Origin of the sequence: Burkholderia sp. Ac-20365, from assembly GCF_017104715.1 — a bacterium.
GTDB lineage: Bacteria > Pseudomonadota > Gammaproteobacteria > Burkholderiales > Burkholderiaceae > Paraburkholderia.
This window is the reverse complement of record NZ_JAAGPI010000015.1, coordinates 122849-148841: the sequence shown is the minus strand read 5'-3', so window position 1 is coordinate 148841 and position 25993 is coordinate 122849. Positions and strand designations below refer to the sequence as shown.

Below are 25993 nucleotides of genomic sequence, written 5' to 3'. Positions count from 1 at the left end.
CCTCTACCTTCACCCGAAGCGCACGCACTTCAGCCCTTCACCAATCCTCCGTCGACAACCAGGTTCTGCCCCGTCACCGCGCGTGCCCACGGCGAGAGGAAAAACAGTACTGCGTCGGCGAATTCAGCGGGTGTGGTGACGCGGCGCAGCGGTGTGAATCCCGCGACCATGTCGAACACGGCTTCGGGCGTCGCGCTGCTGGCATCGGTGGTGCGCAGCAGGCCGCCCGAGACCATGTTCACCGTAATGCCATCCGGTCCGAGATCGTTCGAAGCCGTTCTCGTTAGCGCAAGCAAGGCTGCTTTTGCTGCCGTGTAATCGTGGTAAGGCACAACAGGGTTCTGAAACAGATTGGTGCCGACATTCACGATGCGGCCAAAGCCAGCGGCGCGCATCGCGGGCAAGGCGGCCTGAATCGTGTTCAGCGCGCCCTTGAGCGCACCCTCGATCTGCTGCTGAAAACGCGCCCATTCGATATCGCCGAGCTTCGGACGCGCGTCGCCGTCGAAACTGAAATCGGCGAGTGCGTTGTTCACGACCGCATTCACCGGCCGGCCACTTTTCGCGCGAGCCTCGTCAAACAGACGCGCGACCGACGCCGGATCGGTGATATCGGCCTGGACCGCGACGACGCGCGGCCCGAGCCGCTCGACGAGCGCGTTCGCCTGTGTTTCGCTGCGCCGATAGTTAATGACGACGCCAGCGCCTTCGCGTGCGAGCGCTTCCGTGATCGCCGCACCCAGCCCGCGTGCGCCACCCGTCACGAGTACGTTTTGTTCAGATAGCAGCATGGATTTCTCCGTGGTTCGATTTGAATTCGTCGGCGCATTATGCCGCAGTGACTGCGCGAGACCGCCCTTCACCACGCTGCTCAGGTGAGTTTTCGCGAACGGAGCGATCTGAATATGTCACTTGTCGCTCCGTTTGTGGCTACTTACGATCGTTTTGACTAGTCGCGGTGGGACTGCCCGGCATTGCCGACGCGGACCCGGTTTTCTCTCTATCGGCGGATGCCCACATGTTCGACCCCAATAAAAGCAGGCGTGCCAGCCTTGCGGTATTCGTGCTGCTCTACCTCGGCTATTGCCTCTCGTACATCGATCGCTCGGCGATCGCGCTGTCGCTCGTTGCCATCGGCAAGGAGTTCCATGTCGGCTCTGCGGCGCTCGGCGTCGTCATGAGCACGTTCTATATCAGCTACGCGGCCATGCAGATTCCAGGCGGCTGGATCGCGGACCGCTGGGGCAGCAAGAAGGTCATCGTCGTATCGGTCGCGTTCTGGTCCGTGTTCACGTTGATGACGGGTCTCGCCTGGTCGCTTGCATCGCTGATCGCGATCCGCTTCATCTTCGGTCTCGGCGAAGGCGGCTATCCCGGCGCGGCGGTGAAAGGCGTTACCGAATCGTGTGCACGTGCGGACCGCCCGAAGATGTCGGCGCTCCTGATGTCCTCGAACTATGTCGGCAGCTTCATTGCACCGCTTGCCATCGCGCCGCTCATCCTTTATTTCGGCTGGCGTCATGCTTTCGTCGTCGCTGGTGCGGTGGGTCTCGTATTCGCGCTGTTCTATCTGATCGCGGTGAAGGACACGCATCAGAAGCGCGATTCGGCCGGCCGCTCCGCGCGCATCGATGGCGCGGCAACACGCGCGCTGCTGAAGATGCCGCTGATGTGGAAGATTCTGCTCACCTGGTTCGGCATGGGCATCGTCAACAAGGGACTCGATGCGTGGATGCCTGCGTATCTGCTGACCGAACGTCATCTCGACCTCAAGGCAGTCGGCATGCTCACGCCGCTGCCGTTCGTGGCGGCGAGCATATCGACAGCGCTGGGCGGGTGGATTCTCACGCGCTGGTTCGATGGCCGCGAAAAATGGCTGATGGCTGTGTGCTGTGCGATCTCCGGCTTCTTTCTCTACGAGATGTACACCGCGCAAACGGTGACGGGCGTAATCGCGTATCAATCGATCGTCTACTTCTTCAAGTCGTTCGTGTTCGCGGGTGTGTTCGCGCTTCCGGCCAAATTCCTGCCGCAAAAGCTCATCGGCACGGGTGCAGGGATGGTCAATTTCGGCGGACAGGTAGCAGGATTCGTCGCGCCCGCCGTCATTGGTCTGCTGGTGTCGATCACGGGCAACTACGATGCGGTATTCGGCTTCCTGATCGTGGCGACAGCGTTCGCGCTCGTCACCAGTCTGTCGATACGTCTGTCGCCCGAGGCGCATGCACGCCTTGGCGCCGCCGAGGAGGCCTGATCGCCTGAGCGCGTTACCAGCCGGACAGGCGCTATGATGGAGGGCCTCGCGTCCTCCCGTCGATCCATCATGAGCGCCCGCATTCTTCAGGAAGCCGCTGTCCGTTACTTCCTCGAAGTCGTCAACACCGGTTCCATTGCCGATGCCGCCAACCGGCTGAACGTCGTGCCATCCGCCGTGAGCCGGCAGATCGCGCGACTCGAGGGCGAACTCGGCGCGCAGCTATTCGTGCGGCAATCGCGCGGCATGGTGCCGAGCAAAGCGGGCGAAATGCTCGCCGCGTATGCGCGTCGCTCGCAACTCGACGCCGAACAGATTTCACTCGAAATCGATGCGCTTCGCGGCGAAGCGGAACGCACGATCCGTATCGCCTGCACAGAAGGATTCGCCGCGACCTTCCTGCCGCGCGCGATGGCGGACTTCCGTCGCACGGTCGCGCCCGCATCGTTCGAAGTCGTCGTCGACACGGCCGCCGATGTCACGCAGCGCGTACGCGAAGCCGAATGTGATATCGGCCTCACGTTCAGCTTCGGTCCGGCGAAGGACATTCAGGTCGTGTTCTCCGCGCCTTCGCCCGTGTTCGCGATCGTCGCCTCATCGCATCCGCTCGCGCAGTCAACGCAGGTTTCGTTTCGCGAACTGCTTGCGTATCCGCTCGCATTGCCGGGTGTGCATTCGACACTGCACAAGCTGATCGATATCTATTGCAGCCGCGAAGGCGTCGCGTGCAAGAGCGTGCTGCGCAGCGCGACGCTCGAAACGCTGCTCGGGTTCACGCTCGTAAGCGATGCCGTGACGTTCAGCGGCGAACTCTTCGTGCGCCCGCGTCTGGCATCAGGCGAACTCGTCGCCTTGCCCGTGCCGGAACTCGCCACCGGCGAGCGCACCATCGAAATCCAGACGCTCGCGCGACGCGCGTTGCCACCTCTGCTGCAATCGTTTGTCGAACGGCTGAGCGGCGAACTTTCACCGCCCGCGCGCGTTGAGCAAAAGTGATGTGACCGTTCGATAAACATCACTAGCGATCGTTTTTCGCGTCGTCTACATTGAGCGGACTCTTGCGTTGCCGCTTAAAGGACTGCCCGATGAACGACCGTTACGAACTCACACGACACAGTGCCGTTGCATTGCGCGCGCTATTGCAGGCGCGCGAAATCTCCGCCGTCGAATTGCTGGAAGCCTGCATCGCGCGGATCGAGGCACTCAATCCGTATGTCAACGCCATCACCGCGACGAGCTTCGAACGCGCGCGCATCGAAGCCCGTGCTGCCGATATCGCGCTCGCTCGCGGTGACGCCGTCGGTGCGTTGCACGGCTTGCCCATCGGTATCAAGGATCTGGAAGAGACGGAAGGCCTGCTGACCACGTATGGCTCGCCGATCTATCGCGCGAACGTGCCCGCCCACGACAACACGCTGGTGCGTCGTCTGCGCGGCGCCGGTGCGATCGTGGTCGGCAAGACCAACGTGCCGGAAATGGGTGCGGGCGCGAACAGCTTCAACCCCGTGTGGGGCGCGACGGGCAATCCGTTCGATCCGCGTCTGAATGCGGGCGGCTCGTCGGGTGGCTCGGCGGCGGCGCTCGCGCTCGACATGGTGCCGCTCGCCAGCGGCTCCGACACCGGCGGCTCGCTGCGCATTCCCGCGGCGAAGTGCGGCGTGGTCGGATTGCGCACCTCGCCGGGACTCGTGCCGAGCGATCGCAAACCGCTCGGCTGGACGCCGATTGCCGTGGTCGGGCCAATGGGACGCACCGTCGAAGACACATGGCTGCAACTCGCGGCAAGCGTTGGCCAGTCGAACAGCGACCCGCTCGGCTATCCGTTCGCGATGAATCCGACGATGGAAGGCCGCGCGCTCACGAACCTGTCGAAACTGCGTATCGGTTACACGGAAGATTTCGGCGTGTGCGAAGTGGACGACGATATCCGCGCCGTGTTCCGCCGCAAGATTGAATTTCTGCGCCGCGAGGTGGCCGTATGTGAACCGGTCGAAGTGGACTTCGACGGCGCCCATCGCTGCTTCGACGTACTGCGTGCGGAAGCCTTCGTCGCTGGCCTGCAAAAGGCGTATGAGGCCAATCCCGATTCACTCGGCCCAAATCCGCGCGCGAACTACGAAATGGGTATCGGCCTCGGTCTCGCGGATTGCGTGCGTGCGCACAGCGACCAGACGCGCCTGTTCCGCCGTTTCCAGACGCTGTTCGACCGTTACGACGTGATTCTTTCGCCGACGACGCCCGTCTCGCCATTCCCGTGGACGCAGCCGTATCTGAAGTCGGTGAATGGCGTCGAACTGGAGAACTACTATCGCTGGCTGTCGCTCACGTACGTGGTGACGCTTGCGACGAATCCGGCACTGTCGCTGCCGTGCGGTGTCGATCATCGGGGCATGCCGTTCGGCTTGCAGATGATCGGCGCGTTCCGTGGCGATCTCGCGCTGCTCGATGCGGCGCGCGCATTTGAAACGCTGTTCGCGTCGTCAGACGAAACGCGCCGCCCGATTCCCGATGCCGCGACATTGCGCGCATCGGACGTCGACCTGAAGTCCATCGTCACGCATCCGCCCGTGCTCGATGCCGTGTCGTCTTCCTCTGCTTCCGCTTCCGCAGTCTGACCCGAACATGATCGATTCCATTTACGGCAAGCCGCTCGATACGTGGCTGCAAGACTTCCCGCTCCTGCGTGAGCTGATGGCGCTTGAGCCTGTCGAGTGGTTCAATCCGTCAATCGCGCCGCTGGCCGACGCTCTGCACGATATTCCACTCGACGCATCGCATGTCGCCGATGCGAGCGCGCGTCTGCAACGCTTCGCGCCGCTGCTCGCGCAAGCCTTCGCCGATGTGCGCGAGGCAGGCGGCATCATCGAGTCGCCGTTGACGGAAGTGCCCGCGTTCGCGCAGGCATTGAGCCAGCGTTACGACGTCGAGGCGCCCCGCCGCCTGCTGCTGAAACAGGACAGCCATCTGCCGATCTCCGGTTCGATCAAGGCGCGCGGCGGCATCTATGAAGTGCTGTTTCAAGCCGAGCAACTCGCCATGCGCCACGGGTTGCTCAAGGAAGGCGACGATTATCGTGTGCTCGCTGGCGACGCATGCCGCGCGCTCTTTCGCGAGCACAGCATCGCGGTGGGATCGACGGGCAATCTCGGCATGTCGATCGGCATTGCGAGCGCGACGCTCGGCTTCACGACGACCGTGCACATGTCCGCCGACGCGCGCCAGTGGAAGAAGGACCGTTTGCGCGCGCATGGCGTGACGGTTGTGGAGTATGCGGGCGACTATGGCGAAGCGATCGAAAGCGGGCGGCGTCTCGCGTCGAACGATCCGATGTGCCACTTCGTCGACGATGAAAACTCGACGACGCTCTTCCTCGGCTATGCGGTGGCGGGCGAGCGCCTGAAGCAGCAACTCGATGCGGCAAATGTGCGTGTGGATGCAGCGCATCCGCTCTTCGTCTATCTGCCGTGCGGCGTGGGCGGCGGACCTGGCGGCGTCGCGTTCGGGCTGAAGCTCGCGTTCGGCGATGCGGCGCATTGCGTGTTTGCGGAGCCGATCCACTCGCCCTGCATGTTGATGGGCGTGATGACGGGACTGCACGAACAGCTCGCGGTCCAGGACTTCGGCATCGACAATGTGACGGCGGCCGACGGACTCGCGGTCGGGCGTCCGTCCGGTTTCGTGGGCCGCGCGATGCAGCGGATGATCGACGGCTATTACACCGTCGAAGACGAGGAAATTTACGCGTTGCTCGCGCTGATGGACGCAACGGAGGGCATCCGGCTGGAGCCGTCTGCGCTCGCGGGCGCGCCGGGCTTCGCGCGTGTATCGAACGAGCAGCAGGGTTATCGCACTCGCCTGAAGCTGGACGAAGCGGCCATGCGAAACGCGACACACATCATCTGGGCAACGGGCGGCGGCATGGTCCCGGAAGCGGAAATGCGTGCCTATCTCGAGACTGGACGCAACGCACTCGCTGTCGCCTGATTGCGGCCTTGGCGAGAGCCAGATCGGGGCGCTGATGCGCGATCTGCGGACCGCGCGCCCCGTCATGCCATTGCCGCGATTTCGGACGCGCATGTCCGAAGTGTTGGGAACGCCGGAATATTGATGTCCAGTGTCGAGCGCTCCAGAATCGGGCAACGCTCGACTCTCGCCGCTTGAGGCATCGCATGAATTCCGCAGACACATCCTCGTCCCTTCCCGCCCCCGTGTACTGGCTGGCGCTCGGCGCCTTCGCGATCGGCACGGAAGGCTTCATGATCTCGCCGCTTCTGCCCGGACTCGCGAGCGACCTTTCCGTATCGATCGAAACAGCCGGGCAACTGGTGACAGTATTCGCGCTCGCCTACGGCCTCAGCTCCCCCGTTCTGACGGCATTGAGCGGCGGCATGAACCGGCGCAAGCTGCTGCTTGCCAGCATGGTCGCTTTCGCGCTTTCCAATCTGCTCGCCTTTGCCGCACCGTCCTTCTGGGCGCTGATGGGCGCACGGGTATTGCTGGCGCTGTCCGCCGGTCTGTACGTACCTGGCGCGAACGCGCTGGCGAGCGTCATCGTGCCGCCTAACCGTCGCGGGCGCGCCATCGCGGTGGTGAACGGCGGCATTACCGTCGCGATTGCGCTCGGCGTTCCGCTTGGCGCGGTTATCGGCCATGCGCTCGGCTGGCGCATGACTTTCGCGGGTGTCGCAGGCCTCGCGGCGCTTGCGACAGCAGGTCTGCTTATCGGTCTGCCGCACGATATCGGCGCCAGCGTTCCCGTTGCATCGCTGCGCGAGCGCATCGCGGTGGCGCGCCAACCGGTCGTGCTCGCGACGCTGCTCACGACGACGCTCTGGGCCATGGGCGCCTACACCGTCTACACCTATCTCTCGCCCTTCCTCGCCGGCGTCGCGGGACTGGCGGGCGCACAGATTGGCATGGTGATGTTCATGTGGGGACTGGCGGCTGCCATTGGCGTCGTCACGGGCGGTGCAGCAAACGATCGCCTGGGGCCGCTCGCCGTCATCGTTCCCACCATCGCGCTGTCCGGCCTCGCCTTCGCCACCCTGTCGATCAGCGCGCGTCTGCTGTCTCCCGCCAGCGCGCTCGTGCCGGTGATCGCGGCTATCGCGCTGTGGGGCGTCGCTCACTGGGCGTTTTATCCGGCGCAGCAGGCACGGCTGATCGATATCGCCGGCGTGAAGGTCGCGTCGATCGTGCTGTCGCTCAACGCATCGTTCATGTACATCGGCTTCTCGATGGGTGCTGCACTCGGTGCGCTTACCATGGCGCATGCCAGTGTCCGTAGCCTCGGATGGGTTGCCGCACTGTGTGAACTGGCCGCGTTGTTGCTGACCGCCGCGATCAACGCACGGCCTCTTGCAGCGAACGTGCCGTGCGCTGTCGAACGCGACGTCGCTTCGCGGTGACGGGACGCGCTATCGGATTGCATGGCGTAAACGATGCCAAAGTTGTCGTTTGCGCCAGTACCGGCAAATAACCTCCGACACTAGACTCATCTCCGTTGTACGTCACCACGATCATTCACCGGAGAGGTCTTCATGAAAGTGTTTGCCATTGGTTCGATCAGCCAGCCGTTCACGCCTGAACAACGCCAGCGCATCATGCCGAAAGAGGTTCCCGATACACTCAAGCTCTATCTCGACGGCACCATCGAGCAGTTCTGGTTCCGTGCTCACGAGAGCACACCCGGCGTCATTTTTCTGATGAACGTCGAATCGGTCGATCACGCAAAAGCCGCTGTCGATGCTTTGCCGCTCACGGCCGAAGGCCTGATGACCTTCGAGTTGATGCCCGTCGGACCGCTCGCTCCGCTCGGCCTGCTGCTTCAGTAAGCGTACATGTGTCGCCGCCGGGCATGCGGCGGCGACACGACATCATCGCGCGGCGTCGCTATCCGGCGAGAAACGTTGCGCGTACTCTCGCGGGCTCACGCCCATGCGCCGCGTAAAAGCCTTTCTCAGCACGTCGCTGCTGCCGTAGCCGCATCGGCGCGCTATTTCGTCTATCGATCTTTCGCCGAGTTCCAGCGCACGGCGAACGGCTTCGAGCCGGACATCCTCGACATACCTTGCAGGCGTTGTTTTCAGTTCGCGCTGGAACATGCGTATCAAGGTTCTGACGCTCGTCGATGCTTTATCCGCCAGCATTTCCGTCGTCAGATTTGCATGCAGGTGCTCGTTGATCCAGTGGCACAGATCGTCCATGCTCGAGCCCGACGTGCGCTGCGATTGAAGCGCGACACTGAATTGGGCCTGCCCGCCGGGACGTCGCAGGAACAGCACCAGGTTCTTCGCGATCTCCAGCGCGACGTCGTTGCCCTGGTCTTCGCCGACGAGCGCAAGTGCGAGATCGATTCCCGCCGACACACCCGCCGACGTGTACAGGTTGCCGTCCTTGACCCAGATCGGAACGGGGTCGACCTGTACGTCGGGATAACGCTCGGCAAGCCGCTGCGTCATCCGCCAGTGCGTCGTGGCCTTGCGGCCATTGAGCAGCCCCGCTTCGGCCAGCGCAAACGCGCCGACACAGATCGAACACACGCGGCGCGCTGTTTGCGAACGCTTTCGTATCCACGCTATCGCGCTCTTGTCGAAACGCTCCGTCGATCCAAAGCCGGTGGTCACGATCAGCGTGTCGATCGGCCTGTTTGCGCGACGCTCCGTTTCAAGCGTTCTGTGGCCCTTGAGTCCGATGCCTGACTCGCTTTCCAGCGTGACATCGGGCCCCGCGCAAACCAGTTCGATCGAGTAGGGAGCGGGCCTTTCCCCACACGCCAGATTCGCAGCGGCGAAAACTTCCACGGGGCCGATTACGTCGAGCGCGTCGACAGGCGGCAAGCCGAGAATGACGACACGCCTTTGCTTCATGGCCGGAATCGACCCCGCTGCTTTGCCCGATCCCTTCATAGCAAGCTCCCATCACAAACCGTGATTTTCATTTTGGCACAAATCGTCCAAAAACAGTCATTTGTGACACGCGGCGAATTTCTACACTGATGCTCAATTCATCCCCTGTCTGCGGAGATCGCATGAGCACCCTTGTTAACATCGGAGGAATCACCGCGCCTGATTCCGGGTTCACCCGTCAGGCCCGTTCCGTGGTCGAACGGGTCCATTCACCTGCGCTTCTAAACCACGTCCACCGCACGTGGTGGTTTGCCGAATTTCTCGGTCGCACACGCGGTTTGAAATACGACCGCGAGGTCGTGTATCTGGCGGCCCTGTTTCATGATCTGGGTCTGACCGACGAATTCTCCGCCGACCAGCGCTTCGAAGTGGATGGCGCGGATGCTGCGAGCGGGATTCTGCTCGCGCACGGCTACCCCGAGTCGAAAGCCGAACTCGTGTGGGATGCGATCGCGCTGCATTCGAGCGCAGGCATCGCCGATCGCAAGCAGCCGGAAATCGCGCTGATCTATATGGGCGCCCACGTTGACGTCTTCGGAATGCGGCTGGACGAGATCACGCCCGCTCTCGTCGACGACACGCTCGCCCTTTATCCGCGCATCGGGTTCAAGGCCGCCTTTACCGAAGCCCTGGCTGAAGTGGTCAGGAAGAAGCCATACACGGCGCCCGGCACAGGTCTCGCCGATATCGGACGTCGGCACGTGCATGGCTTCGAATGCGCAAATGTCTGCGACCTGATCAACCACGCGCCGTTCGAAAGTTGAAACGCAGTGTTGCAGCAAAGACCCCGTTGACTCTTTTTTAGATGATGACTATCATCCAAAACATGCAGTCACGGAGCGCAACAGTCATGAGGAAGTCCAGGGTTGAAACAGCCGACACACGCCGGCGCATCGTCGAGGTGGCGGCCCGCGAATTCAGGGCCAACGGGATCCAGGCAACCGGACTCGCCGACCTGATGTCGGAGGCGGGACTCTCGCATGGCGGCTTTTACCGGCATTTCGACTCCAAAGATCAACTGGTGGCGCAAGCGTGCGAAGAAGGACTGACGGCGATCATCGGCAGGCTTGAGACCGCCGCGAACGAATGCGAGGGCAAGGACGGTTTCAAGGCCATTGTCGATGCGTACGTATCACCGTCGCACCGCGACGCGCCCGAGGACGGTTGCCCGCTCGCCGCCATGGGCAGCGAGCTGGCTCGCGCGGATGAACAGACGCGCGCCGCAGCATCACGCGGTTTCGCCGGGCTCGTCGACGTATTGGCGAAGCGCAGCGGACGGCGACGGCATGAAGCGGCAAGATCGGAAGCGGTCTTTGCGTTATCGGCGATGATCGGCGCCATCACGATGGCGCGCATCGTCGAAGACCCTGACGCGGCCGCGTCGATCCTGCAGGACGTCCGGCAGCACCTCAAAGCGCTGTAGCACGACAGACAAGGTTTGAATTGCAACGTCCATATGCACATAAAAATGTGCATATGCACTTATAAGATATCGAAGTGAATTCACAGTCGCGGCGATATCGAGTTGTTCCCCTGCACTCTCGAAGAGTGCTCACACCGTTAGATTGGAGAGTTCATCATGCAACAACGCAAATACCTCATTACAGGCGCAACGGGTAAAACGGGTGCTCATACCGTTCGTCATCTTCTGCAGGATGGTCACGCCGTGCGAGCGTTCGTGCACCGCGAAGATGAGCGCAGTGAAGCGCTGCGCAAACAGGGCGCCGAAATCGTGGTCGGCGAGTTGCTCGAACATGACGACGTGATCCGCGCGATGGACGGCGTGACGGGTGCATATCTCTGCTATCCCGTGCGCCCGGGTTTCATTCAGGCCACTGCATACTTTGCGGATGCAGCACGTCGTGCGGGCGTCGAAGTGGTCGTCGAGATGTCGCAGATCTCGGCACGCGAAGATTCGAAGAGTCATGCCGCACGCGATCACTGGATTGCGGAACGCGTGGTCGACTGGTCCGGTGTGCCGGCTGTGCATATTCGCCCGACGTTCTTCTCGGAATGGATGGTCTTTCCGTGGGTGCGCGATCAGATCGTGCAGGAAGGCAAGATCACGTTGCCGTATGGCGATGGACGTCACGCACCGATTGCAGGCGAGGATCAGGCCCGGCTGATCGCAGCCGTTCTTGCGAATCCGTCTGAGCATATCGGCAAGACGTATCCGCTGTTTGGACCCGTCGAACTCAACCAGCAGCAGATTGCCGATGAAATCGGCGAAGTGCTCGGCCGCAAGATCACCTACAGCCCCTCGACGCTCGAACAATACCGCACGCATCTCGAGCAATACCAGTTGCCGGAATTCATGATCCAGCACTTTCTCGCAATCGCTATCGATTACCAGAACGGCATTTTCTCGGGCAAAGACGGCGTGATCCGCGAAATCACGGGGCAAGCGCCTCAAACCGTCGGCGAATTCATCAAAGCGCATCGTCACGTTTTCGAGCAGTAACGCGCAATGGACACCCGTCACCCAGCAGAGGAGTACTCGCGATGAAACTCACCGGCAACACCATCTTCATTACGGGCGCAACCTCCGGCATTGGCCGGGGACTCGCCGAGGCATTTCACAAGAACGGAAACAAGGTAATCATCGGCGGCCGCCGGAAAGCATTGCTGGATGAAGTGACGAAGGTCAATCCCGGCATGGATTCCGTTGAAATCGACGTGACCGACGCTGCACAAATCAAGAGCGTGGCCGAACAGCTGATTCAGAAGTATCCGTCATTGAACGTGCTCATCAACAATGCAGGCATCATGCCGTTTGATGATGTAACGGGTCCGTTCGACGACGCGCAAGCGGTCCATCTCGTGAATACGAATCTGCTCGGCCCTGCACGGATCAGCGGCGCGTTCATCGAGCATCTGAAGACACAGCCCGACGCTTATATCATCAACAACAGTTCGGTTGTCGCTTACATTCCGATGGCCATGACCGCGCTGTATTCGGCGACGAAAGCCGCGATTCACTCGTACTCGCTGTCGCAGCGCTTCGCGTTGCGCGACACGTCCGTGCGGGTTCTGGAAATCGCGCCGCCGTGGGTCGATACCGATCTCGTCTACAAGAGCGGCGATTCGCGCGCGATGCAACTGGAACCGTTCATTGCAGAGACATTTGCGCTGCTCGAGCATGCGACCACGGAAGTCGTGGTCGACGCTGCCAAGCAGTTGCGAAACAGCGCCGGGCCGGGCGAGCATGACATCGTCAACTACTTCAACCAGATGTTGATCGACAATCCGCTTCCTATGCCCTGATTGCCCGCTATGCATTCGCTTCCAGCAACTGGAGATGGCGCGCTTGCGTCGCGTCATCTATTGGAAACATGCACTCCAGTCGCAGTTCCTGCGCGGCGATGTTTTGCGGCGCGCCCACGCTCGTGACCATCGAGAAGTAACGAAGCACATCGACACCACTGACGAACCCGATTGGAATGACAGGCATCGCCGGCGAAGCCGACAGAAGATGCGCCGTCTTCCAGTCGCGTGGCACATCGGGATAGGCGAGCAGTTCATCGATCAGACGCGCGGTGCCGTCATCGATCACCCTGCCCACCGATTCACGATGCACCCGCTGCAACAGGCTCCGTGCGACGTTGTCCCAATCGGCGACGTAAGGACGTATCCCTTGCGGATCGAACATCAGATGCAACATATTGCGCGGGCCCTGGCGCGATGTCATATCGAAGAAGCAGTTGAAAAAACGCGGCGCGGCGTCGTTGGTCATCAGCACGTTCCAGTGCCGGTCCATCACGATGGCCGGAAACGGTTCGTGCTGGCGAACGACCCGCTCCAGCGCACGAATGACGCCATGCATCTCCTGCGCATTCCACGGCGCCTCCGAGTACATGGGTGCGTATCCGGCCGCGAGCAGCAGCGCATTGCGTTCACGCAGCGGCACGTCGAGCGCCTGGGCAAGCGTCAACAATGTCTCGCGGCCCGGCACGCTGCGCCCGCTTTCGATAAAGCTGATCTGCCGCTGCGAAATACCTGCGTCGAGCGACAGATCGAGCTGGCTCACGCCACGCGCGTCACGCCAGTATCGAAGCAGATTGCCCAGTTCGCCCGACGGCGCTTTCGGATCGTGGCTTCTGACGTTCATCGGATTTCCTCTGATCGAGGCGAGTCACTATAGCGAACTCAGACTTTGCCTGCACGCCACGCGAATGCGTCGAATTGCGCTTCGAGTTCCGGTTCCGTCACGCTGCTCGTGTAGTTCGTGATGGTCGACGCAGCAACGACTGCAATGACTTCGAGCAACTGCTCGGCGCTGAATCCGGCCTCGACGAAACGCTGCTGGTCCGACGCGTCAAGACGCCCACGTTTCTCGATCAGCGTGCGCGCCAGCGTGGAAAGCGCGGCGAGTTGCGCATCCGAAGGCACGCCACCGTAACGGATCGCATCGACATCGGCGGATGATACGCCTTGCTTCAATGCGAGCGCGCTATGAAACGCGACAGGCCATTCGCTGGCGTTCGCGACTGCGTTGGTCAAGAGTAGTGTCTGAATCTGCGGCTCGGTCAGACTGCTCGCGTGCACGCGCTCGAACAATCCGATGAACCCATTGGTCAGCACCGGCGACAACGCCATCTTTGCGGCGATGTTCGGGATCAGCCCGAATGTCTGCTGAAGTTGTCGCAACACGGGCTGCGATTGCAGCGGTGCCGATTCGAGCGTGTGAGTGGGATAGCGGGACATGGCCTCTCCTTGGTCGAAAGCGTCATCCGATTGATGACGCGACAGCCGAAGAGTAGATCCCGCGCAACGTCTGGCCAATTACATCGCGTGTAATCGATTTGCCGTATTCACGCGCAGTGAGATCACTCCGTCACGCCGAGCAGATGCTCGATATGTTTTTCAACGCGCGCACGCGCTTCCGTGACGGCCTGATCCGTAGTCCGCGAAACCAGCGGGAAGTCGAGACCGTTTCCTTTGAAAGCACCCGCATAGTGCACCCACGACCTGTAGGCAAAGACACCCGAGTCGCGCCGCACGAGATTGATCGTGACGTCATACGTCCTCTGCATGCCCGCCGACCGCGTATACGGAAACTTATGGATTTCCGATTGAATCATGACTGCGCTCCTCTGCTCCAGATGCCTGAATCCCGCTTCGTTCGCTTTCCGCAAACGGTTCGACGCGAAGCGGCGTGTGTCTTGCGGACATCAGCTTTGCCGGATGTTGCAGGGCGGCAGCGGCATGGGTTCATCGTCGACGAATGCTGTGCCGCAGCGCACCGCAAATGCGAAGGCGGACTCGCGGTTCGCAAAGTGGCCGAGATTGCCGAGCGACGTCGCATCGCCATCCTCCTCAAGAATCGAAACGCGCGCGACGAAGGTATTGCCGCTCCTTGCTACGGACGGTTGTATCGCTACACCGTGGTGATAGAAGTGCATAACGTCTCCTTTGGCCAGTTATCGAAACTTCACGACCGACACAGCGCACTCATGCTTTCCGAGTGACTTCCGGCGTAGTGTAAGGCATTTGTCAGGAATGGCCAAGGTGTCAATCGGACAGGCAGTCGGGCGTTTTGCCGCATGCCTGTTTAAAGAAAAACTCACACCACCGGCATAGGAGGGCATCCATTTTGCCCTTGAATTGGGCAGCATCGCGTGTCGATGCACCAGTCTGGTTTGTCCTCAATTTTTCCCGTCGCTAACAGACACAAAAATGCTGCGCCACGAAAAATGTTGGGCGATACTAGGCGCGCCGCTTCGCCTCATCGCGGGATCTTCAATCTGGACCACCGCAGCGGGCTTGATTTTTTGTTGTGATCGAGCGCCGCAGTCAGCTATGAGGAAACTGAATGGACAATTGCACTGTATGCACAAGTCTTCAGGGGCGTCCCGCCGAAATCGTCCGCACGGACGGCATGACGCTCATCGGCATTGGTGAATGCGAAGGCGTGACTGCAATCGAACATTACCGTTGCGAGCAATGCGGCACGGTGATGATGCGTCAGTTGTGCGGCTGTTCATCCGAACAGGTGTGGACAGCGCTCGCGTAGCGTGTGCAAGGCGGCAACAGCGCTTCGCTCAGGCATGCACCCCGGTGTATTCACTGACCTTGTCGAGATCGGACAGATGCTCGCGCGGTATTTCATCGCCGATCTGTCCGCGACGGATCACCAGCACGCGCTGCGATACCGCGGCGATGAAATCGAGGTTCTGCTCAACGAGTACGATCGTCAGGCCGCGCTTTTCGCGCAGTGAAACGAGCGTCTCGGCAATCTCTTCGATGATCGACGGCTGAATGCCTTCCGTCGGCTCGTCGAGCAGCAGCATCGACGGCTCTCCGGCGAGTGCGCGCGCCAGTGCAAGCAGTTGCTGTTCACCGCCTGAGAGCGCGCCGCCCGCCCGATCGAGCAAAGGCTGTAGACGCGGGAAATCCTCCAGCAGCGCATCAATGGCCTCTTCTGGTTTGCGTCCTGTCTTCACGAGGCCGAGCCGCAAATTGTCGTAAGCGGATAACGCCGGGAAAATCTCGCGCCCTTGCGGCACGTAGGCCATGCCGCGTTTCGCACGAGCGTGCGGTGGCAATGTCGTCACGTCATCGCCGTCGAAGCGGATCGCGCCCGCCGTCGCGGGCAACGCGCCGATCAGCGTGCGCAGCAACGTGGTCTTGCCCATGCCGTTGTGCCCGAGTATGCCGATCGCTTCACCGCTTCGCACCGACAGCGCCACGTCATACAGGACGGGAATCGCGCCATAACCCGCACACAAGCCTTTTGCTTCGAGCATCGCGCGTCCCCTCAATGCGGTTTCTTGCCGAGATAGATCTGCTGGATGAAGGGATCGCTCATGATGCGCTCGGGCGCATCCTCGCGAATGATCGCGCCTTGATGCAGCACGGTGACCTTCTTCGCGATACGCCTGATGAAACTCATGTCATGCTCCACCACGACGAGCGCGTGACGCCGGTTGATCTCCAGAATCAGTTCAGCCGTACGAGCCACTTCCGTATCGCTCATACCGGCAGCGGGTTCATCGAGCAGTATTAGCGGCGGATCCGCTGCGATAACGACCGCCAGTTCCACCCATTGACGTTCACCGTGTGCAAGCAAGCCGGTAATCGCATCGCGATGAGAAAGCATGCCGACACGCTCCAGCACGTCGCGCGTCACGCGTTCGGTCTGCATCGGTGTATTCACGCGACGCGCCGCCAGCCACACGTTGTCCCACACTGAGAGGCCGTTAAAAAGGCTCGGCACCTGCGTCTTGATGCCGATGCCAAGACGCGCAGGCTCATGCGGCTGCATCGACGTGATGTCCTTGCCGCGAAACAGGATCTCGCCCGATGTCGGCTTGACCTGCCCCGTGAGAAGCTTGAAAAACGTACTCTTGCCCGCGCCGTTTGGACCGATCACGCAACGCAACTCCGCTTCGGCAAGCGTGAAATCGACATCACGGGTTGCATGAACGCCGCCGAAACGAACATTCAGCTTGCGTGTTTCGAGTAGCGGCGCCGTCATGCGGCCTCCTTGCGAGAGGCATTGGCCGAGTCGCCATGCGAGACGCGACGTGCGTCGTCGGATAAGCGGTGTTTGCGTCTGGATGCGCCCGAAAGCATCAGCCCGAGCTGGCCGATACCCGGCACGATGCCTTTCGGCACCATCAGCACGAAGACGATGAGAATCGCGCCGAGCACAAGATTGGAATTGATGGTCTGTTGCGTGCCGATCTGCGTCGTGAGCCACTGGATCGCCACGCAGCCGATCACAGGCCCGACGAGCGTGCCGAGTCCGCCTACAATCACCCATATGATGATCTGCGCCGATTGCGCGAGGCCGAACACGGTTGGGCTGGTAAATGCACCCCAGTTTGCGAAGAGACATCCCGACAACCCCGCGATGGCGGCACCAAGCACGAACGTGAAGAGCTTGTAGACGCGAGAGTCGTAACCGAGCAATAGCAGACGTTGTTCGTTCTCTTTGCTCGCGACGATGACGCGCCCGACTTTCAATGCGAGCAACACGCGCAATAGCAAATAGACGATCAGCAACGCGCCAAGCGACAACTCAAATAAGCCACGCGGGCTGATCACATCGTCGATATTGCCCGGCGTATTGAGTGGCGCGATATTCGGAATACCGTTAAACCCGCCCAGTGGCGCATTGCCGATCTTCCATTCCGGCCCGGCCGTGGAATTGACCACATTGAAAAGGATCAGCGTCACCGTAAGTGTAATGACGCCCATATACACATCCGACAATCGTCCATAGAAGATCAGATAGCCGAGCACGGCCGAAAACGCGGCAGGCACCACAATAGAGAGAACAAAAGGCACAGTACTGTCGCCCATATTCGACACGGCAATCGCATACGTGTACGCGCCGAGTCCGAAGAACGCCGATTGCCCGAAACACAGAATCCCGCCGAATCCCCACACGAATCCGAGACTCAGCGCGAGTATCGCCATGACCGCATACACGGTTGCCTGCACGAGCGCGAAGTCGTCCAGCACGCGCGGCAACACGAGCAGCATCGCGATACCCGCGGCCAGCGACAGTGCCGCACTTTTCCATGAGCGCGAGAAACGCGCGAGCGCGTCGGCAACGGGAATCGTGCGGTTCGCCTTGAGTGGCGTCATCACAATGCTCCCTTGAAAAAGCGGCCGGTGATACCGCGCGGCAGCAACCGCAGCATCACGATCGCACCGACCAGTAGCGCAACTTCACCGAACACGGGTGTCGAAGCGAACGTGGCGATCTGGTTGATCGCGCCGAACAGCATCGACGAACTGACCAGTCCCGCGACGATGGCCGGCCCGCCGCCGATCACAGTGATAAACGCCTTCGCGATGAATGCGCCGCCCATCGTCGGCACCACGCCCGTCATCGGTGCGAGTAACGCGCCTGCGAGCCCGGACAACGCCGCACCGATCGCAAACGTCGCCGAATACACGCGACCAGGCGCGATGCCCAGCGCGTCCGCCATTTGCGGATTCTGCATCGTGCCGCGCGCGATCAAACCTAGCGACGTGTGCAGCAACACCCAGCGCAGCGCAAAGCCAAGTACTATCGCGACCGCAATGACCACGAGCGTGTAACTGCTGACCGAATAACCGCCGATCGCGAAGTTGCCGAGCGGCGCGGAAATGCCCGCCGTGGTGTTGCCCGCAATCGACGTCACGATACCGATCAGCAGCAGCGACAATCCCCACGTTGCGAGCATCGTATCGATCATGCGGCCATACAGACGTCGAATGAAAATCCGCTCCAGCACGACGCCGATCAGCGCAACGACGAGCGGCGCAACCACGAGAATCGCCACCCACAGGTTCACGCCGAAGCGGATCGCCTCGATGGCTGCATACGCGCCGAGCATCATGAATTCGCCGTGCGCGAGATTGATGACCTTCATCATGCCGAAGATGACCGCAAGCCCAGACGAAATCACGACAAGACTCGCTATGGCGTACAGCACCTGAATCAGGACGATCGCAGCAAGATCCATCGCAGTTCCTCGTTGTAAAGACACGCGCTGCGCGTCTCAAAGCTTGATCACGTATTGCTGGTTGTCGCGCGGATTCTTGATGAGATTGCACACCGCGCTCGTATCGACAGGCGGCTGGTTCTGGAACGTCTGCACGATATCGAGCTTGTGATTCTTCACCTGCGCGATGCTCACGTTGAGTACGCAGTGATGTGTAGCGGGATCGACCGATACCTTGCCGCTCGGTGCGTCGATGCTGATGCCCGACTCCAGCGCCTCGATCACCTTCATACGATCCAGCGTGCCCGCCTTCTTCACACCTTGCGCCCAGAGGTTGAAACCCTGATAGGTTCCCATCGCCAGCTCGGTAATGTTCGGGTAATTCGCGCCGAAGCGTTTGTGAAAGCGATCCTTGAATGCCTTGTTCACCGGGTTATCCAGGTTCTCGAAGTAGTTGTACGAGACGAGAAAGCCGTCGCACTCTTCGGGCGAAAGAACAATCTGTTCATTGCCGCCTGCAAACGTGGTGGACGCCAGCGGAATCTTCTTGTGCAAGCCCGCTGCCGCCCATTGCCGGTAAAACGACATATGCGATCCACCAACTAGCGCCGACACGAGCATGTCCGGTTTCGCCGCCTCGATCTTCGAGATCGTCGAGCCGAAATTGGTGACATCGAGCGGAAAGAAGTCGATCGATACCACCGATCCGCCGTTGTCCTGCACGAACTTCTTCACCCACTGCGATGTGATCTGGCCGTAGTTGTAGTCGGCGGCAACCACGTACACTTTCTTGCCCCATTGCTTCATTGCGTAAGGCACCAGCTTGGCAACCGTCTGCCCCGGCGTCACACCCGTGCAGAACGTATTGCGATCGCACACGCCGCCTTCGTATTGCGTGTTGTAGAAATAGAGTGTGCGGTAACGGTCCAGAACGGGCCGCATGACTTCACGCGATGCAGACGTGATGCCGCCGTGCACCACCGCAACCTTGTCCTTCAACGCCGACTGCTGCGCGAATTGCGTATAGAGTTGCATGCTCGATTGCGGATCGTAATTGAGCAGCTTGATCTGCTTGCCGAGCAAGCCACCCTGCGCATTCCATTCTTCAACGGCGATCGTCAGGCAGTCCGCCATCGGCTTGCCATAGATGTCGAGTCCGCCCGATAGATCAGTGATGCCGCCGACGAGAATCTCGTCGGCAGCTTCCGCGATAAAGGGAAACGAGCCCGCCACGCCAGCCGCAACAGATGCCGCAGACGATTTCAGAAACGAACGTCGGTCCATAGAGGGGTTCCGAAAAGAGACTGCCGAAAGAGACACCAGGGAAAGAGCAAAAAGGTCAGAGCTTCATCCAGTCGACAGACTGTTCGAACGCATAGGCGCCGCGATAAATAGTCGCTTCGTCCCAGTGTTTGCCGATCAGCATCATGCCCACGGGCAAGCCATCCACCGTGCCGCATGGCACGCTCATCGCGGGGTGACCGGTGCAATCGAATGGACAGGTATTCGGCAGCATTTCAAACGCGCGTGTAACGATTTCCTCGACACTCGCGCCGGACTGCGGCAAAGGCGTCGCCGTCAGCGGCAGCGTGGGCATTAACAGAAGATCGTAGTCGGCGAATGCGGCGTCGTAAGCGGCTGTGAGTTGACGCGACAGGTTCTGCGCCTTCGCATAGAAATGACCGCGATAGTGGCGAATAAAGTACTCGCCCAGCACCATCGTGATCTTCAGCGTTTCCGAGAGTTCGTCGGCGCGCTCGTGCCAGCCGGCGTGATAATCGACCATGCCCGTCACGTAGAGGCCCTTCCAGTTGAAGCCGTGACCGTTGTCCTTCATCATCTGCTGCGTCGCGCCTTCAGCGGCGATCGGCAACCAGATCGACGGGCCGATGCGATGCATCGGAATCGATACCTCACTGACCTTCGCGCCCAGTTCGGCAAAATGATTAGCCGCCGCGCGCACCTTCGCATCCGATTGCTCCAGCGATTGGGGCCATCCAAAACCTTCCTTGACGACGCCGATTCTCAGTCCACGCACGCCTTCTTTCATCAGGTCCGAATAGGGCTTCGCGGTTTGAGCCGCATACTGTCGCGGATCCAGGCCGTCGGGTCCGGCGAGTACTTCGAGCATCAATGCGTTGTCGGTGACATTGGCCGTCATCGGGCCCGTATGGTCGATCGTCAGTTCGATCGGCATCACGCCCGTGTAGGGCACGAGTCCATGCGTCGGCTTCATGCCATAGATGCCGCAATACGAGGCGGGCATGCGGATCGATCCACCCTGATCGCCGCCAATGGCAAGATCGACTTCACCTGCGGCCACGAGCGCCGCACTGCCCGACGACGATCCACCTGCCGAATAGCCCATTTTGCGCGGATTGTGAACAGGTGCAGGTGCACTCGTATGCGAGCCTCCAGAAAAACAGAAGTACTCGCAGGTCGCCTTGCCGACGATCGTTGCGCCCGCATCGAGCAGACGCGTGACGATGGTTGCATCGACATCGGGCACATAGCCTTCGAGCGTCGACGCACCGTTCATCATCGGCACACCCGCGAGGCATACGTTGTCCTTCAGCGCGACCGTCTTGCCTGCAAGCTTTCCCGTCTGTGCGCCCTTCACTTCCGCCTTCACATACCACGCGCCGTAGCGGTTTTCTTCCGCCGAGGGACGATAACCGGGCGTGCGCGGATAAGTCACGCGCGGCACGTAGTCGGGCATGGCGTCGATGACGTCGTACGCATCGAAATTGGGCTGCAACAGCGTGTGATAGGCGGCAAGCTGTTCTTCGGACAGATGCATGCCGAGACTGGTGGCGACTTCGTCAAGCTGGGCGGGCGTGGGACGTTTCACTGCCATGGCTTTCCTCACTCGAACGGATGCGTGACGGATTGCAGCCTGCTGTCGTGCCTTCATGCAGGCGCGTGGAGATGACCGGGACGTATCGGCGTGCCGGGTCCTGATCTTCGAACCATGGTATGGACACATATTTTCCACGTCAACAATTTATTTTCCGTGGAAAGTAAATTGATAAAGCCAGACGTGCGGTCAATAGCATGCCGATCAAAGCGGCGAGATCACCTCGAAATGATGGCCATCCGCGCGCGCGAGATAAATCGGCACGCGGTTCACGCGTCCGCCTGCGTACGCGGCGTCGCGAGCGCTTCGATAAGAAAGCGGCGCAATGCCGAGTTGCGCGAGCCCTGCTTCGCGAGGCAGATCGCGGCGCTGTGCATCGTCGAATAGCGCGGCGAGAAAATGAATGCCTTCGTAAGTGGACTGGCCGAAGGTGTCGAGCGTCGGCGCCCGGGCGCCGTATCGTCCGCGATAGCGTTCCTTGAACGCAAGATTCGCATCCGTGCGCAGCGAGGCAAAATAGCCCGAGGCCACGTACAGGTCGGCCGTATTGCGAGCACCGATGCCCAGCAGTTCGTTCTCGCCGAGCGCGCACGACAGGCGCACGACGCTCGACGCAAGTCCTGCTTCACCGAATGCGCGATTGAAGTCGATGGTGTCCTGACCGATCAGCGAGAGCAGAATCGCGTCCGCGCGCCGCTTGCGGATCGCGTCGAGCACCTCGCCGTAATCCCCCGTGCCGAACGGTACATACATGTCGCCGACCACCTGCGCGCCCGTTTCGGTGACAAAGCGATGTGCGAGACGATGCGTCGCGTGCGGCCACACGTAATCGTTGCCGACGAAGAACCAGCGCTTCGGATGGCGTTGCATGCTGAGCCACTGGATCGCAGGCTGCAGTTGCCGGCGCGTCGTCTCGCCAATTGCGAATACGCCGGGCGTGCGCTCGCCGCCTTCATAGAGCGGCGTGTAGATAAACGGAATATGGCCGCCGACGGCTTTGAGCAGATCATGGCGGACGGCACTGGTGTGCATGCCGACGAGCGCATCGATGGCACCGTCGTCGATGAGACCGCTCAGCGCGGATTCGAGTTCTCGTGCATCATCGGCCGCATTGACGGTTAGAAGACGGCACGGGCGGCCGGTGATGCCCGATGCGGCATTCAGTTCGTCCACGGCGAGCTGAGCCGCGGCGAGCGCGCAAGGCCCCCAGAGCCCGGCCGCGCCACCGAGCGGCACGCACAACGCGATTGTCAAATCCTGCCTGTCGCGGCAGAAACGGGAGCGCTGCTTCATCAACGGTCGACGCGGCGGTTTCGAACGATTCAGAATGCACCGGCGGATGGCGTGCGCGCACCATCACGCACCGGCGCCAAGGGACACTTGCACCGATACTTTCCGTAGAAAATTTATTTGCGTAAGATTCTGCTATCCGTGTTCCATCAAGCATCTACCATGCCGGAAACAGACCTCTCCTCCTACCTCGCCTTTCTCATCGCGTCCGCGCACCGGCAAATGAAAGCCGGGCTCGCGCAACTGACAGCCGAAGAAGGCGTGAACGAAGACCACTGGCGGATTCTCCACGCCGTCTCGGACGAAGCTGGCCACCCGATGAGCGAACTCGCCGCTCAGGTGCTGCTCAACCTGCCGGCCTTGACGAAGAACATCGACAAGCTCGTGAGCCGTGGTCTCGTACAGCGTTCCGCCGACGACTACGATAGCCGCAAGGTGCTGATCTTCATCACCGACCGTGGCATCAAGCTACTCGCCCGCCTGCAGCCGGGCGTAGACGCGCATCATGCCGCCATCGAAGAAGCGCTCGGCAGCCGCAACGCAAAGCAGTTGAAGCGGCTGCTCGAACGGTTTATCGAGGAAACGGGACCACGGTAACGTGTTTCGTCATCATCAAAGCTGAACGCCGCGCGTGAGCGCACCATCCACCACGAAGTTCGCGCCGCTCACAAAGCTTGCTGCAGGACTCGCGATAAACGCCACGGCATTCGCGATTTCCTGCGGCTTCGCCATGCGTCCCGTCGGGTTCAATGCAAGCGCCCGCGCGAACAACGCCGGATCGTTATGCTCGATCCAGTCCCACACGCCACCTTCGAAATACACGTTGCCCGGCGAAACCGTGTTCGCACGAATGCCTTTCGAAGCGAGCTGATTCGCGAGTCCCTGCATGTAGTGAACGAGCGCCGCCTTGAATACGCCATACGGGCCGGCGGCAAAATCGATCTCGCGCCCCGACACGCTCGATATCGCGACGATCGATGCCGCCTTGCTCGCTTCCAGCGAAGGCATTGCCGCATCCACGAGATTGACGGTGCCAAGCAGATCGGTCTCGAACTCTTTGCGCCACGATTCGAGATCGTTGCCGATGGCGAGCGCGCTGACGTTGGCCACCACGATGTCCAGCCCGCCCCAGTTCTGCGCGACATCTTGCACCCACGCCTTGAGCGCGGGACCGTCCGATACATCCACCGCAGCGCCAGTCGCGCGCGCGCCGCTGAGCTTTGCAAGCTCGCTGGCCGTCGCCGTCACGCTCGCTTCGTCGCGTGCGCAGATGGCCACGTCGGCGCCTTCCTGCGCGAGCGTGCGAGCAATGGCGAGACCAATTCCCTTGGTCCCGCCCGTCACGATTGCCTTCAGTCCCTTCAGTTGCAAGTCCATGTTGGTCGCCCCTTTTGAACCTACGGTTGAACTCAGTCCTCGCTTCGCACATCGCCAGGTGTGATCGCGCGCCTGATCTGCAACACTTCGCCCGCCTGGATCACCGAATGACAGATGTCGTCGATCGATACGCGCTTCTCCATCGCCTGTGCGCGCAGCATGTCGTAAGCCTCGTTCTCGTTCACGCTGTGCATCGTCATCAGAATGCCCTTTGCTTCCTGCAAGTGGCGGCTGTCGAGCAGCTTCTGTTCCAGCTTCGCGATCCGTTGCAGATGCTGCCGCGAGCGGCGCGAGTGATACAGCGCCATCACCACGGTCGACAGCAAACCCGATGCGCGAATCGGCGTCGTCACAATGCCGTCCGAACCCATCTTGATCGCCTGATCGATGAAGGTCGGGTTTTCATAGGCGACGACGCAGATCACGGGCGGCGCATCCGGCCCGGACCATTCATCTTTCGGCGCGCGTTCCTCGGGCAGCAGCGCGCGAAACACCAGGTCCGTTCTGTCGGGCAGCGTATCGAGCGGCGGCCAGCAACGCTCGACATGAAAACCCATGCGCCTGAGATGGTTCGTGAGCGTCTGGCCGTCGTCGTCGTCGGGATGAAACACGACCACCCGTGCATGACGCTCCAGAATCGAACCGGTGAGGCTGCGTTGGCCTCTGCTCATGGGCGCGCTCACGTCAGTAGTCCCGTGTGCTCAGTTTCGTGACCCAGTCCCCGAGCGTCTGTCGCGTCATGTACGGGTCCGGCCCAACGGCGAACTTCGATTCGCGCAGCACCGTGAACTGGCCATCCGCATTCGCGCGGCCAATGCGCGGATACAGTGCCATGTGATGATTGACGGGATCGATGCGGACACGGCCTTGCGGGGCCGCAAATTCGGAGCCGAGCAGATGCGGCATGATCGTGCCGATATCGTCCGAGCCGGCGCGCGCAAACGCTTCAGCGTACATGTGCATCTGATAGTACGCGGCCTCCCAGTTCATGTCGGTGGGTGTATCCACACCGAAGCGCGCCTGATGCTGCCGCACTGCGCGGATGTTCTCCGGCGTATCGATGCTCTGAAAATAAGGCGCTGCCGTGTAATGTCCCGCGGCGATGCCGCGTTCCATCGCATGAATCTCGGTCTCCGACGTATTGAGGCTGCCGATCGGCATGCGCGCCGGATCGAAGCCCGCATGCGCGTACGCTTCGTAAAGGTACGGCACCGTCGCACCGATCACCGTGCAGAAGATCCAGTCAGGCGACTTGCGCTTGATATCCGCGACGACCTGCGCAAACTGCTCGCGCTCCGCATCGAGCGGCAAATAACGCTCGCCGAGTATCGCTCCTTCAGGATGCTGCAGTAGCAGTTCCTGCATCGTGCGGTTGCATTCGTACGGGTACACGTAACGCGAGCCAACAAAGTACACGCGCGCACCAAATGTCTGCGTCATGAAGTCGGCGAGTTGCACGCCATTCTGGTTCGGCGACGCACCGCTATAGATGATGTTGTCCGAGTATTCGAAGCCCTCGTATTGCTGCGAATAGATCAGCAGCCGGTTGTGTTTCTCGACGACGGGCAGCATCGCCTTGCGGCTGGTCGACGTATAGCCGCCAAAGATCACGTTCACACCGTCTTTCACGATCAGCCGCTCGGCCAGTTCGCGAAACACGGCAGGATCGGAGCCAGGGTCATAGTGAACGGCAAGCAGCTCGCGCCCGTCGATGCCGCCGCGCGCGTTGATTTCGTCCATCGCAAGGCACGCGCCGCGCCATTGGGACTGTTCCAGAAGCGCTGTCGAGCCGCTGGTGGAGCAAAGCAAACCGACTCTGATGGGATCCGACAATGCCATTTCGTGACACGCTCTCCGGGAGGTTGCG

At 60.9% G+C, this 25993-nt stretch carries 28 protein-coding genes; 12 read left to right on the top strand and 16 right to left on the bottom strand.

Features of this window, described 5'->3' with window-relative positions; translation table 11 throughout:
* Positions 1 to 29 precede the first annotated feature (29 nt).
* Entirely contained in the window at positions 30 to 791 is a 762-nt protein-coding gene (locus G3O01_RS25140; RefSeq protein WP_205809098.1) for a 3-oxoacyl-ACP reductase, read from the bottom strand.
* Between the two features lie 227 nt (positions 792 to 1018).
* Between G3O01_RS25140 and G3O01_RS25135 the strand changes: the two genes are divergently transcribed.
* The 6 genes from G3O01_RS25135 to G3O01_RS25110 all read left to right on the top strand — a co-directional run bounded on the left by G3O01_RS25135 (position 1019) and on the right by G3O01_RS25110 (position 8088).
* A complete protein-coding gene (locus tag G3O01_RS25135; protein WP_205809096.1) occupies positions 1019 to 2254 on the top strand; it encodes an MFS transporter in 1236 nt (411 codons plus the stop codon).
* A 69-nt stretch (positions 2255 to 2323) separates the two neighbouring features.
* Positions 2324 to 3250 (top strand): LysR family transcriptional regulator, encoded by a 927-nt coding sequence (locus G3O01_RS25130; protein ID WP_241024248.1) that lies wholly within the window; start codon positions 2324 to 2326, stop codon positions 3248 to 3250.
* An 89-nt stretch (positions 3251 to 3339) separates the two neighbouring features.
* Complete coding sequence (locus G3O01_RS25125; RefSeq protein ID WP_205809092.1) at positions 3340 to 4869, top strand: amidase family protein; 1530 nt, start codon at positions 3340 to 3342, stop codon at positions 4867 to 4869.
* Positions 4870 to 4876: 7 nt separating this feature from the next.
* Positions 4877 to 6238, top strand: coding sequence for a D-serine ammonia-lyase (gene dsdA, locus G3O01_RS25120; RefSeq protein WP_205809090.1), 1362 nt, complete (start codon positions 4877 to 4879; stop codon positions 6236 to 6238).
* 185 nt (positions 6239 to 6423) lie between these two features.
* Complete coding sequence (locus G3O01_RS25115) at positions 6424 to 7662, top strand: MFS transporter (protein WP_205809088.1); 1239 nt, start codon at positions 6424 to 6426, stop codon at positions 7660 to 7662.
* Between the two features lie 132 nt (positions 7663 to 7794).
* Positions 7795 to 8088 carry a hypothetical protein gene (locus G3O01_RS25110; protein ID WP_205809086.1) on the top strand — a complete coding sequence of 98 codons (294 nt, stop codon included), beginning with the start codon at positions 7795 to 7797 and terminating at the stop codon, positions 8086 to 8088.
* Between the two features lie 42 nt (positions 8089 to 8130).
* Here the strand turns inward: G3O01_RS25110 and G3O01_RS25105 are convergent, their stop codons facing one another.
* Positions 8131 to 9123 carry a helix-turn-helix domain-containing protein gene (locus G3O01_RS25105; RefSeq protein ID WP_241024247.1) on the bottom strand — a complete coding sequence of 331 codons (993 nt, stop codon included), beginning with the start codon at positions 9121 to 9123 and terminating at the stop codon, positions 8131 to 8133.
* A 161-nt stretch (positions 9124 to 9284) separates the two neighbouring features.
* On the opposite strand from G3O01_RS25105, the gene G3O01_RS25100 reads away from it, so the two are divergent.
* From G3O01_RS25100 to G3O01_RS25085, 4 genes are all read left to right on the top strand, one after another.
* Positions 9285 to 9926, top strand: coding sequence for an HD domain-containing protein (locus tag G3O01_RS25100; RefSeq protein ID WP_205809082.1), 642 nt, complete (start codon positions 9285 to 9287; stop codon positions 9924 to 9926).
* Positions 9927 to 10012: 86 nt separating this feature from the next.
* Positions 10013 to 10585, top strand: coding sequence for a TetR/AcrR family transcriptional regulator (locus tag G3O01_RS25095; RefSeq protein WP_205809080.1), 573 nt, complete (start codon positions 10013 to 10015; stop codon positions 10583 to 10585).
* 156 nt (positions 10586 to 10741) lie between these two features.
* The gene (locus tag G3O01_RS25090) at positions 10742 to 11623 is read left to right on the top strand and encodes an NAD(P)H-binding protein (protein ID WP_205809078.1); all 882 of its coding nucleotides are present in this window, start codon (positions 10742 to 10744) and stop codon (positions 11621 to 11623) included.
* Between the two features lie 41 nt (positions 11624 to 11664).
* Positions 11665 to 12426 (top strand): SDR family NAD(P)-dependent oxidoreductase, encoded by a 762-nt coding sequence (locus tag G3O01_RS25085; RefSeq protein WP_205809066.1) that lies wholly within the window; start codon positions 11665 to 11667, stop codon positions 12424 to 12426.
* A gap of 7 nt (positions 12427 to 12433) precedes the next feature.
* Here G3O01_RS25085 and G3O01_RS25080 read toward each other — a convergent pair whose 3' ends face one another.
* From G3O01_RS25080 to G3O01_RS25065, 4 genes are all read right to left on the bottom strand, one after another.
* Positions 12434 to 13270, bottom strand: coding sequence for a helix-turn-helix transcriptional regulator (locus G3O01_RS25080; RefSeq protein ID WP_205809064.1), 837 nt, complete (start codon positions 13268 to 13270; stop codon positions 12434 to 12436).
* Between the two features lie 38 nt (positions 13271 to 13308).
* Positions 13309 to 13866, bottom strand: coding sequence for a carboxymuconolactone decarboxylase family protein (locus G3O01_RS25075; protein WP_205809062.1), 558 nt, complete (start codon positions 13864 to 13866; stop codon positions 13309 to 13311).
* 122 nt (positions 13867 to 13988) lie between these two features.
* On the bottom strand, positions 13989 to 14243 hold the full coding sequence (locus tag G3O01_RS25070; RefSeq protein WP_205809060.1) for a hypothetical protein: 255 nt from the start codon (positions 14241 to 14243) through the stop codon (positions 13989 to 13991).
* A 90-nt stretch (positions 14244 to 14333) separates the two neighbouring features.
* Positions 14334 to 14564: a hypothetical protein gene (locus G3O01_RS25065; RefSeq protein WP_205809059.1), complete on the bottom strand. Its 231-nt coding sequence runs from the start codon at positions 14562 to 14564 to the stop codon at positions 14334 to 14336.
* A gap of 410 nt (positions 14565 to 14974) precedes the next feature.
* Between G3O01_RS25065 and G3O01_RS25060 the strand changes: the two genes are divergently transcribed.
* Positions 14975 to 15175, top strand: a complete 201-nt coding sequence (locus G3O01_RS25060; RefSeq protein WP_205809057.1) for a hypothetical protein — start codon at positions 14975 to 14977, stop codon at positions 15173 to 15175.
* 28 nt (positions 15176 to 15203) lie between these two features.
* On the opposite strand, the gene G3O01_RS25055 is transcribed toward G3O01_RS25060, so the two are convergent.
* The 7 genes from G3O01_RS25055 to G3O01_RS25025 form a co-directional block, all read right to left on the bottom strand.
* Positions 15204 to 15908, bottom strand: coding sequence for an ATP-binding cassette domain-containing protein (locus G3O01_RS25055; protein WP_205809055.1), 705 nt, complete (start codon positions 15906 to 15908; stop codon positions 15204 to 15206).
* Between the two features lie 11 nt (positions 15909 to 15919).
* Complete coding sequence (locus G3O01_RS25050; RefSeq protein ID WP_205809046.1) at positions 15920 to 16639, bottom strand: ABC transporter ATP-binding protein; 720 nt, start codon at positions 16637 to 16639, stop codon at positions 15920 to 15922.
* Complete coding sequence (locus tag G3O01_RS25045; RefSeq protein ID WP_205809044.1) at positions 16636 to 17757, bottom strand: branched-chain amino acid ABC transporter permease; 1122 nt, start codon at positions 17755 to 17757, stop codon at positions 16636 to 16638. Before G3O01_RS25045 ends, G3O01_RS25050 begins: the two co-directional genes overlap by 4 nt.
* Positions 17757 to 18623 (bottom strand): branched-chain amino acid ABC transporter permease, encoded by an 867-nt coding sequence (locus G3O01_RS25040; RefSeq protein WP_205809042.1) that lies wholly within the window; start codon positions 18621 to 18623, stop codon positions 17757 to 17759. Before G3O01_RS25040 ends, G3O01_RS25045 begins: the two co-directional genes overlap by 1 nt.
* Positions 18624 to 18659: 36 nt before the next feature.
* Entirely contained in the window at positions 18660 to 19886 is a 1227-nt protein-coding gene (locus G3O01_RS25035; protein WP_205809040.1) for an ABC transporter substrate-binding protein, read from the bottom strand.
* A 55-nt stretch (positions 19887 to 19941) separates the two neighbouring features.
* Positions 19942 to 21459, bottom strand: a complete 1518-nt coding sequence (locus tag G3O01_RS25030; protein ID WP_205809037.1) for an amidase — start codon at positions 21457 to 21459, stop codon at positions 19942 to 19944.
* Positions 21460 to 21663: 204 nt separating this feature from the next.
* The gene (locus tag G3O01_RS25025; protein ID WP_241024246.1) at positions 21664 to 22752 is read right to left on the bottom strand and encodes a substrate-binding domain-containing protein; all 1089 of its coding nucleotides are present in this window, start codon (positions 22750 to 22752) and stop codon (positions 21664 to 21666) included.
* A 159-nt stretch (positions 22753 to 22911) separates the two neighbouring features.
* Between G3O01_RS25025 and G3O01_RS25020 the strand changes: the two genes are divergently transcribed.
* Entirely contained in the window at positions 22912 to 23346 is a 435-nt protein-coding gene (locus G3O01_RS25020; protein ID WP_205809035.1) for a MarR family transcriptional regulator, read from the top strand.
* Between the two features lie 15 nt (positions 23347 to 23361).
* On the opposite strand, the gene G3O01_RS25015 is transcribed toward G3O01_RS25020, so the two are convergent.
* Genes G3O01_RS25015 through G3O01_RS25005 form a run of 3 tightly spaced genes read right to left on the bottom strand, consistent with a single transcriptional unit; the run spans position 23362 to position 25965 of the window.
* The gene (locus tag G3O01_RS25015; protein ID WP_205809033.1) at positions 23362 to 24126 is read right to left on the bottom strand and encodes an SDR family NAD(P)-dependent oxidoreductase; all 765 of its coding nucleotides are present in this window, start codon (positions 24124 to 24126) and stop codon (positions 23362 to 23364) included.
* 32 nt (positions 24127 to 24158) lie between these two features.
* Positions 24159 to 24809, bottom strand: coding sequence for an ANTAR domain-containing protein (locus G3O01_RS25010; protein WP_205809031.1), 651 nt, complete (start codon positions 24807 to 24809; stop codon positions 24159 to 24161).
* A gap of 1 nt (position 24810) precedes the next feature.
* Complete coding sequence (locus G3O01_RS25005) at positions 24811 to 25965, bottom strand: transporter substrate-binding domain-containing protein (protein WP_205809029.1); 1155 nt, start codon at positions 25963 to 25965, stop codon at positions 24811 to 24813.
* Positions 25966 to 25993: the final 28 nt, after the last annotated feature.

Coding starts and splice junctions, on each gene's coding strand:
- G3O01_RS25140 (WP_205809098.1), bottom strand. CDS start 791: ATGCTGCTATCTGAACAAAACGTACTCGTGACGGGTGGCGCACGCGGG.
- G3O01_RS25135 (WP_205809096.1), top strand. CDS start 1,019: ATGTTCGACCCCAATAAAAGCAGGCGTGCCAGCCTTGCGGTATTCGTG.
- G3O01_RS25130 (WP_241024248.1), top strand. CDS start 2,324: ATGAGCGCCCGCATTCTTCAGGAAGCCGCTGTCCGTTACTTCCTCGAA.
- G3O01_RS25125 (WP_205809092.1), top strand. CDS start 3,340: ATGAACGACCGTTACGAACTCACACGACACAGTGCCGTTGCATTGCGC.
- dsdA (WP_205809090.1), top strand. CDS start 4,877: ATGATCGATTCCATTTACGGCAAGCCGCTCGATACGTGGCTGCAAGAC.
- G3O01_RS25115 (WP_205809088.1), top strand. CDS start 6,424: ATGAATTCCGCAGACACATCCTCGTCCCTTCCCGCCCCCGTGTACTGG.
- G3O01_RS25110 (WP_205809086.1), top strand. CDS start 7,795: ATGAAAGTGTTTGCCATTGGTTCGATCAGCCAGCCGTTCACGCCTGAA.
- G3O01_RS25105 (WP_241024247.1), bottom strand. CDS start 9,123: ATGAAGCAAAGGCGTGTCGTCATTCTCGGCTTGCCGCCTGTCGACGCG.
- G3O01_RS25100 (WP_205809082.1), top strand. CDS start 9,285: ATGAGCACCCTTGTTAACATCGGAGGAATCACCGCGCCTGATTCCGGG.
- G3O01_RS25095 (WP_205809080.1), top strand. CDS start 10,013: ATGAGGAAGTCCAGGGTTGAAACAGCCGACACACGCCGGCGCATCGTC.
- G3O01_RS25090 (WP_205809078.1), top strand. CDS start 10,742: ATGCAACAACGCAAATACCTCATTACAGGCGCAACGGGTAAAACGGGT.
- G3O01_RS25085 (WP_205809066.1), top strand. CDS start 11,665: ATGAAACTCACCGGCAACACCATCTTCATTACGGGCGCAACCTCCGGC.
- G3O01_RS25080 (WP_205809064.1), bottom strand. CDS start 13,270: ATGAACGTCAGAAGCCACGATCCGAAAGCGCCGTCGGGCGAACTGGGC.
- G3O01_RS25075 (WP_205809062.1), bottom strand. CDS start 13,866: ATGTCCCGCTATCCCACTCACACGCTCGAATCGGCACCGCTGCAATCG.
- G3O01_RS25070 (WP_205809060.1), bottom strand. CDS start 14,243: ATGATTCAATCGGAAATCCATAAGTTTCCGTATACGCGGTCGGCGGGC.
- G3O01_RS25065 (WP_205809059.1), bottom strand. CDS start 14,564: ATGCACTTCTATCACCACGGTGTAGCGATACAACCGTCCGTAGCAAGG.
- G3O01_RS25060 (WP_205809057.1), top strand. CDS start 14,975: ATGGACAATTGCACTGTATGCACAAGTCTTCAGGGGCGTCCCGCCGAA.
- G3O01_RS25055 (WP_205809055.1), bottom strand. CDS start 15,908: ATGCTCGAAGCAAAAGGCTTGTGTGCGGGTTATGGCGCGATTCCCGTC.
- G3O01_RS25050 (WP_205809046.1), bottom strand. CDS start 16,639: ATGACGGCGCCGCTACTCGAAACACGCAAGCTGAATGTTCGTTTCGGC.
- G3O01_RS25045 (WP_205809044.1), bottom strand. CDS start 17,757: ATGACGCCACTCAAGGCGAACCGCACGATTCCCGTTGCCGACGCGCTC.
- G3O01_RS25040 (WP_205809042.1), bottom strand. CDS start 18,623: ATGGATCTTGCTGCGATCGTCCTGATTCAGGTGCTGTACGCCATAGCG.
- G3O01_RS25035 (WP_205809040.1), bottom strand. CDS start 19,886: ATGGACCGACGTTCGTTTCTGAAATCGTCTGCGGCATCTGTTGCGGCT.
- G3O01_RS25030 (WP_205809037.1), bottom strand. CDS start 21,459: ATGGCAGTGAAACGTCCCACGCCCGCCCAGCTTGACGAAGTCGCCACC.
- G3O01_RS25025 (WP_241024246.1), bottom strand. CDS start 22,752: ATGAAGCAGCGCTCCCGTTTCTGCCGCGACAGGCAGGATTTGACAATC.
- G3O01_RS25020 (WP_205809035.1), top strand. CDS start 22,912: ATGCCGGAAACAGACCTCTCCTCCTACCTCGCCTTTCTCATCGCGTCC.
- G3O01_RS25015 (WP_205809033.1), bottom strand. CDS start 24,126: ATGGACTTGCAACTGAAGGGACTGAAGGCAATCGTGACGGGCGGGACC.
- G3O01_RS25005 (WP_205809029.1), bottom strand. CDS start 25,965: ATGGCATTGTCGGATCCCATCAGAGTCGGTTTGCTTTGCTCCACCAGC.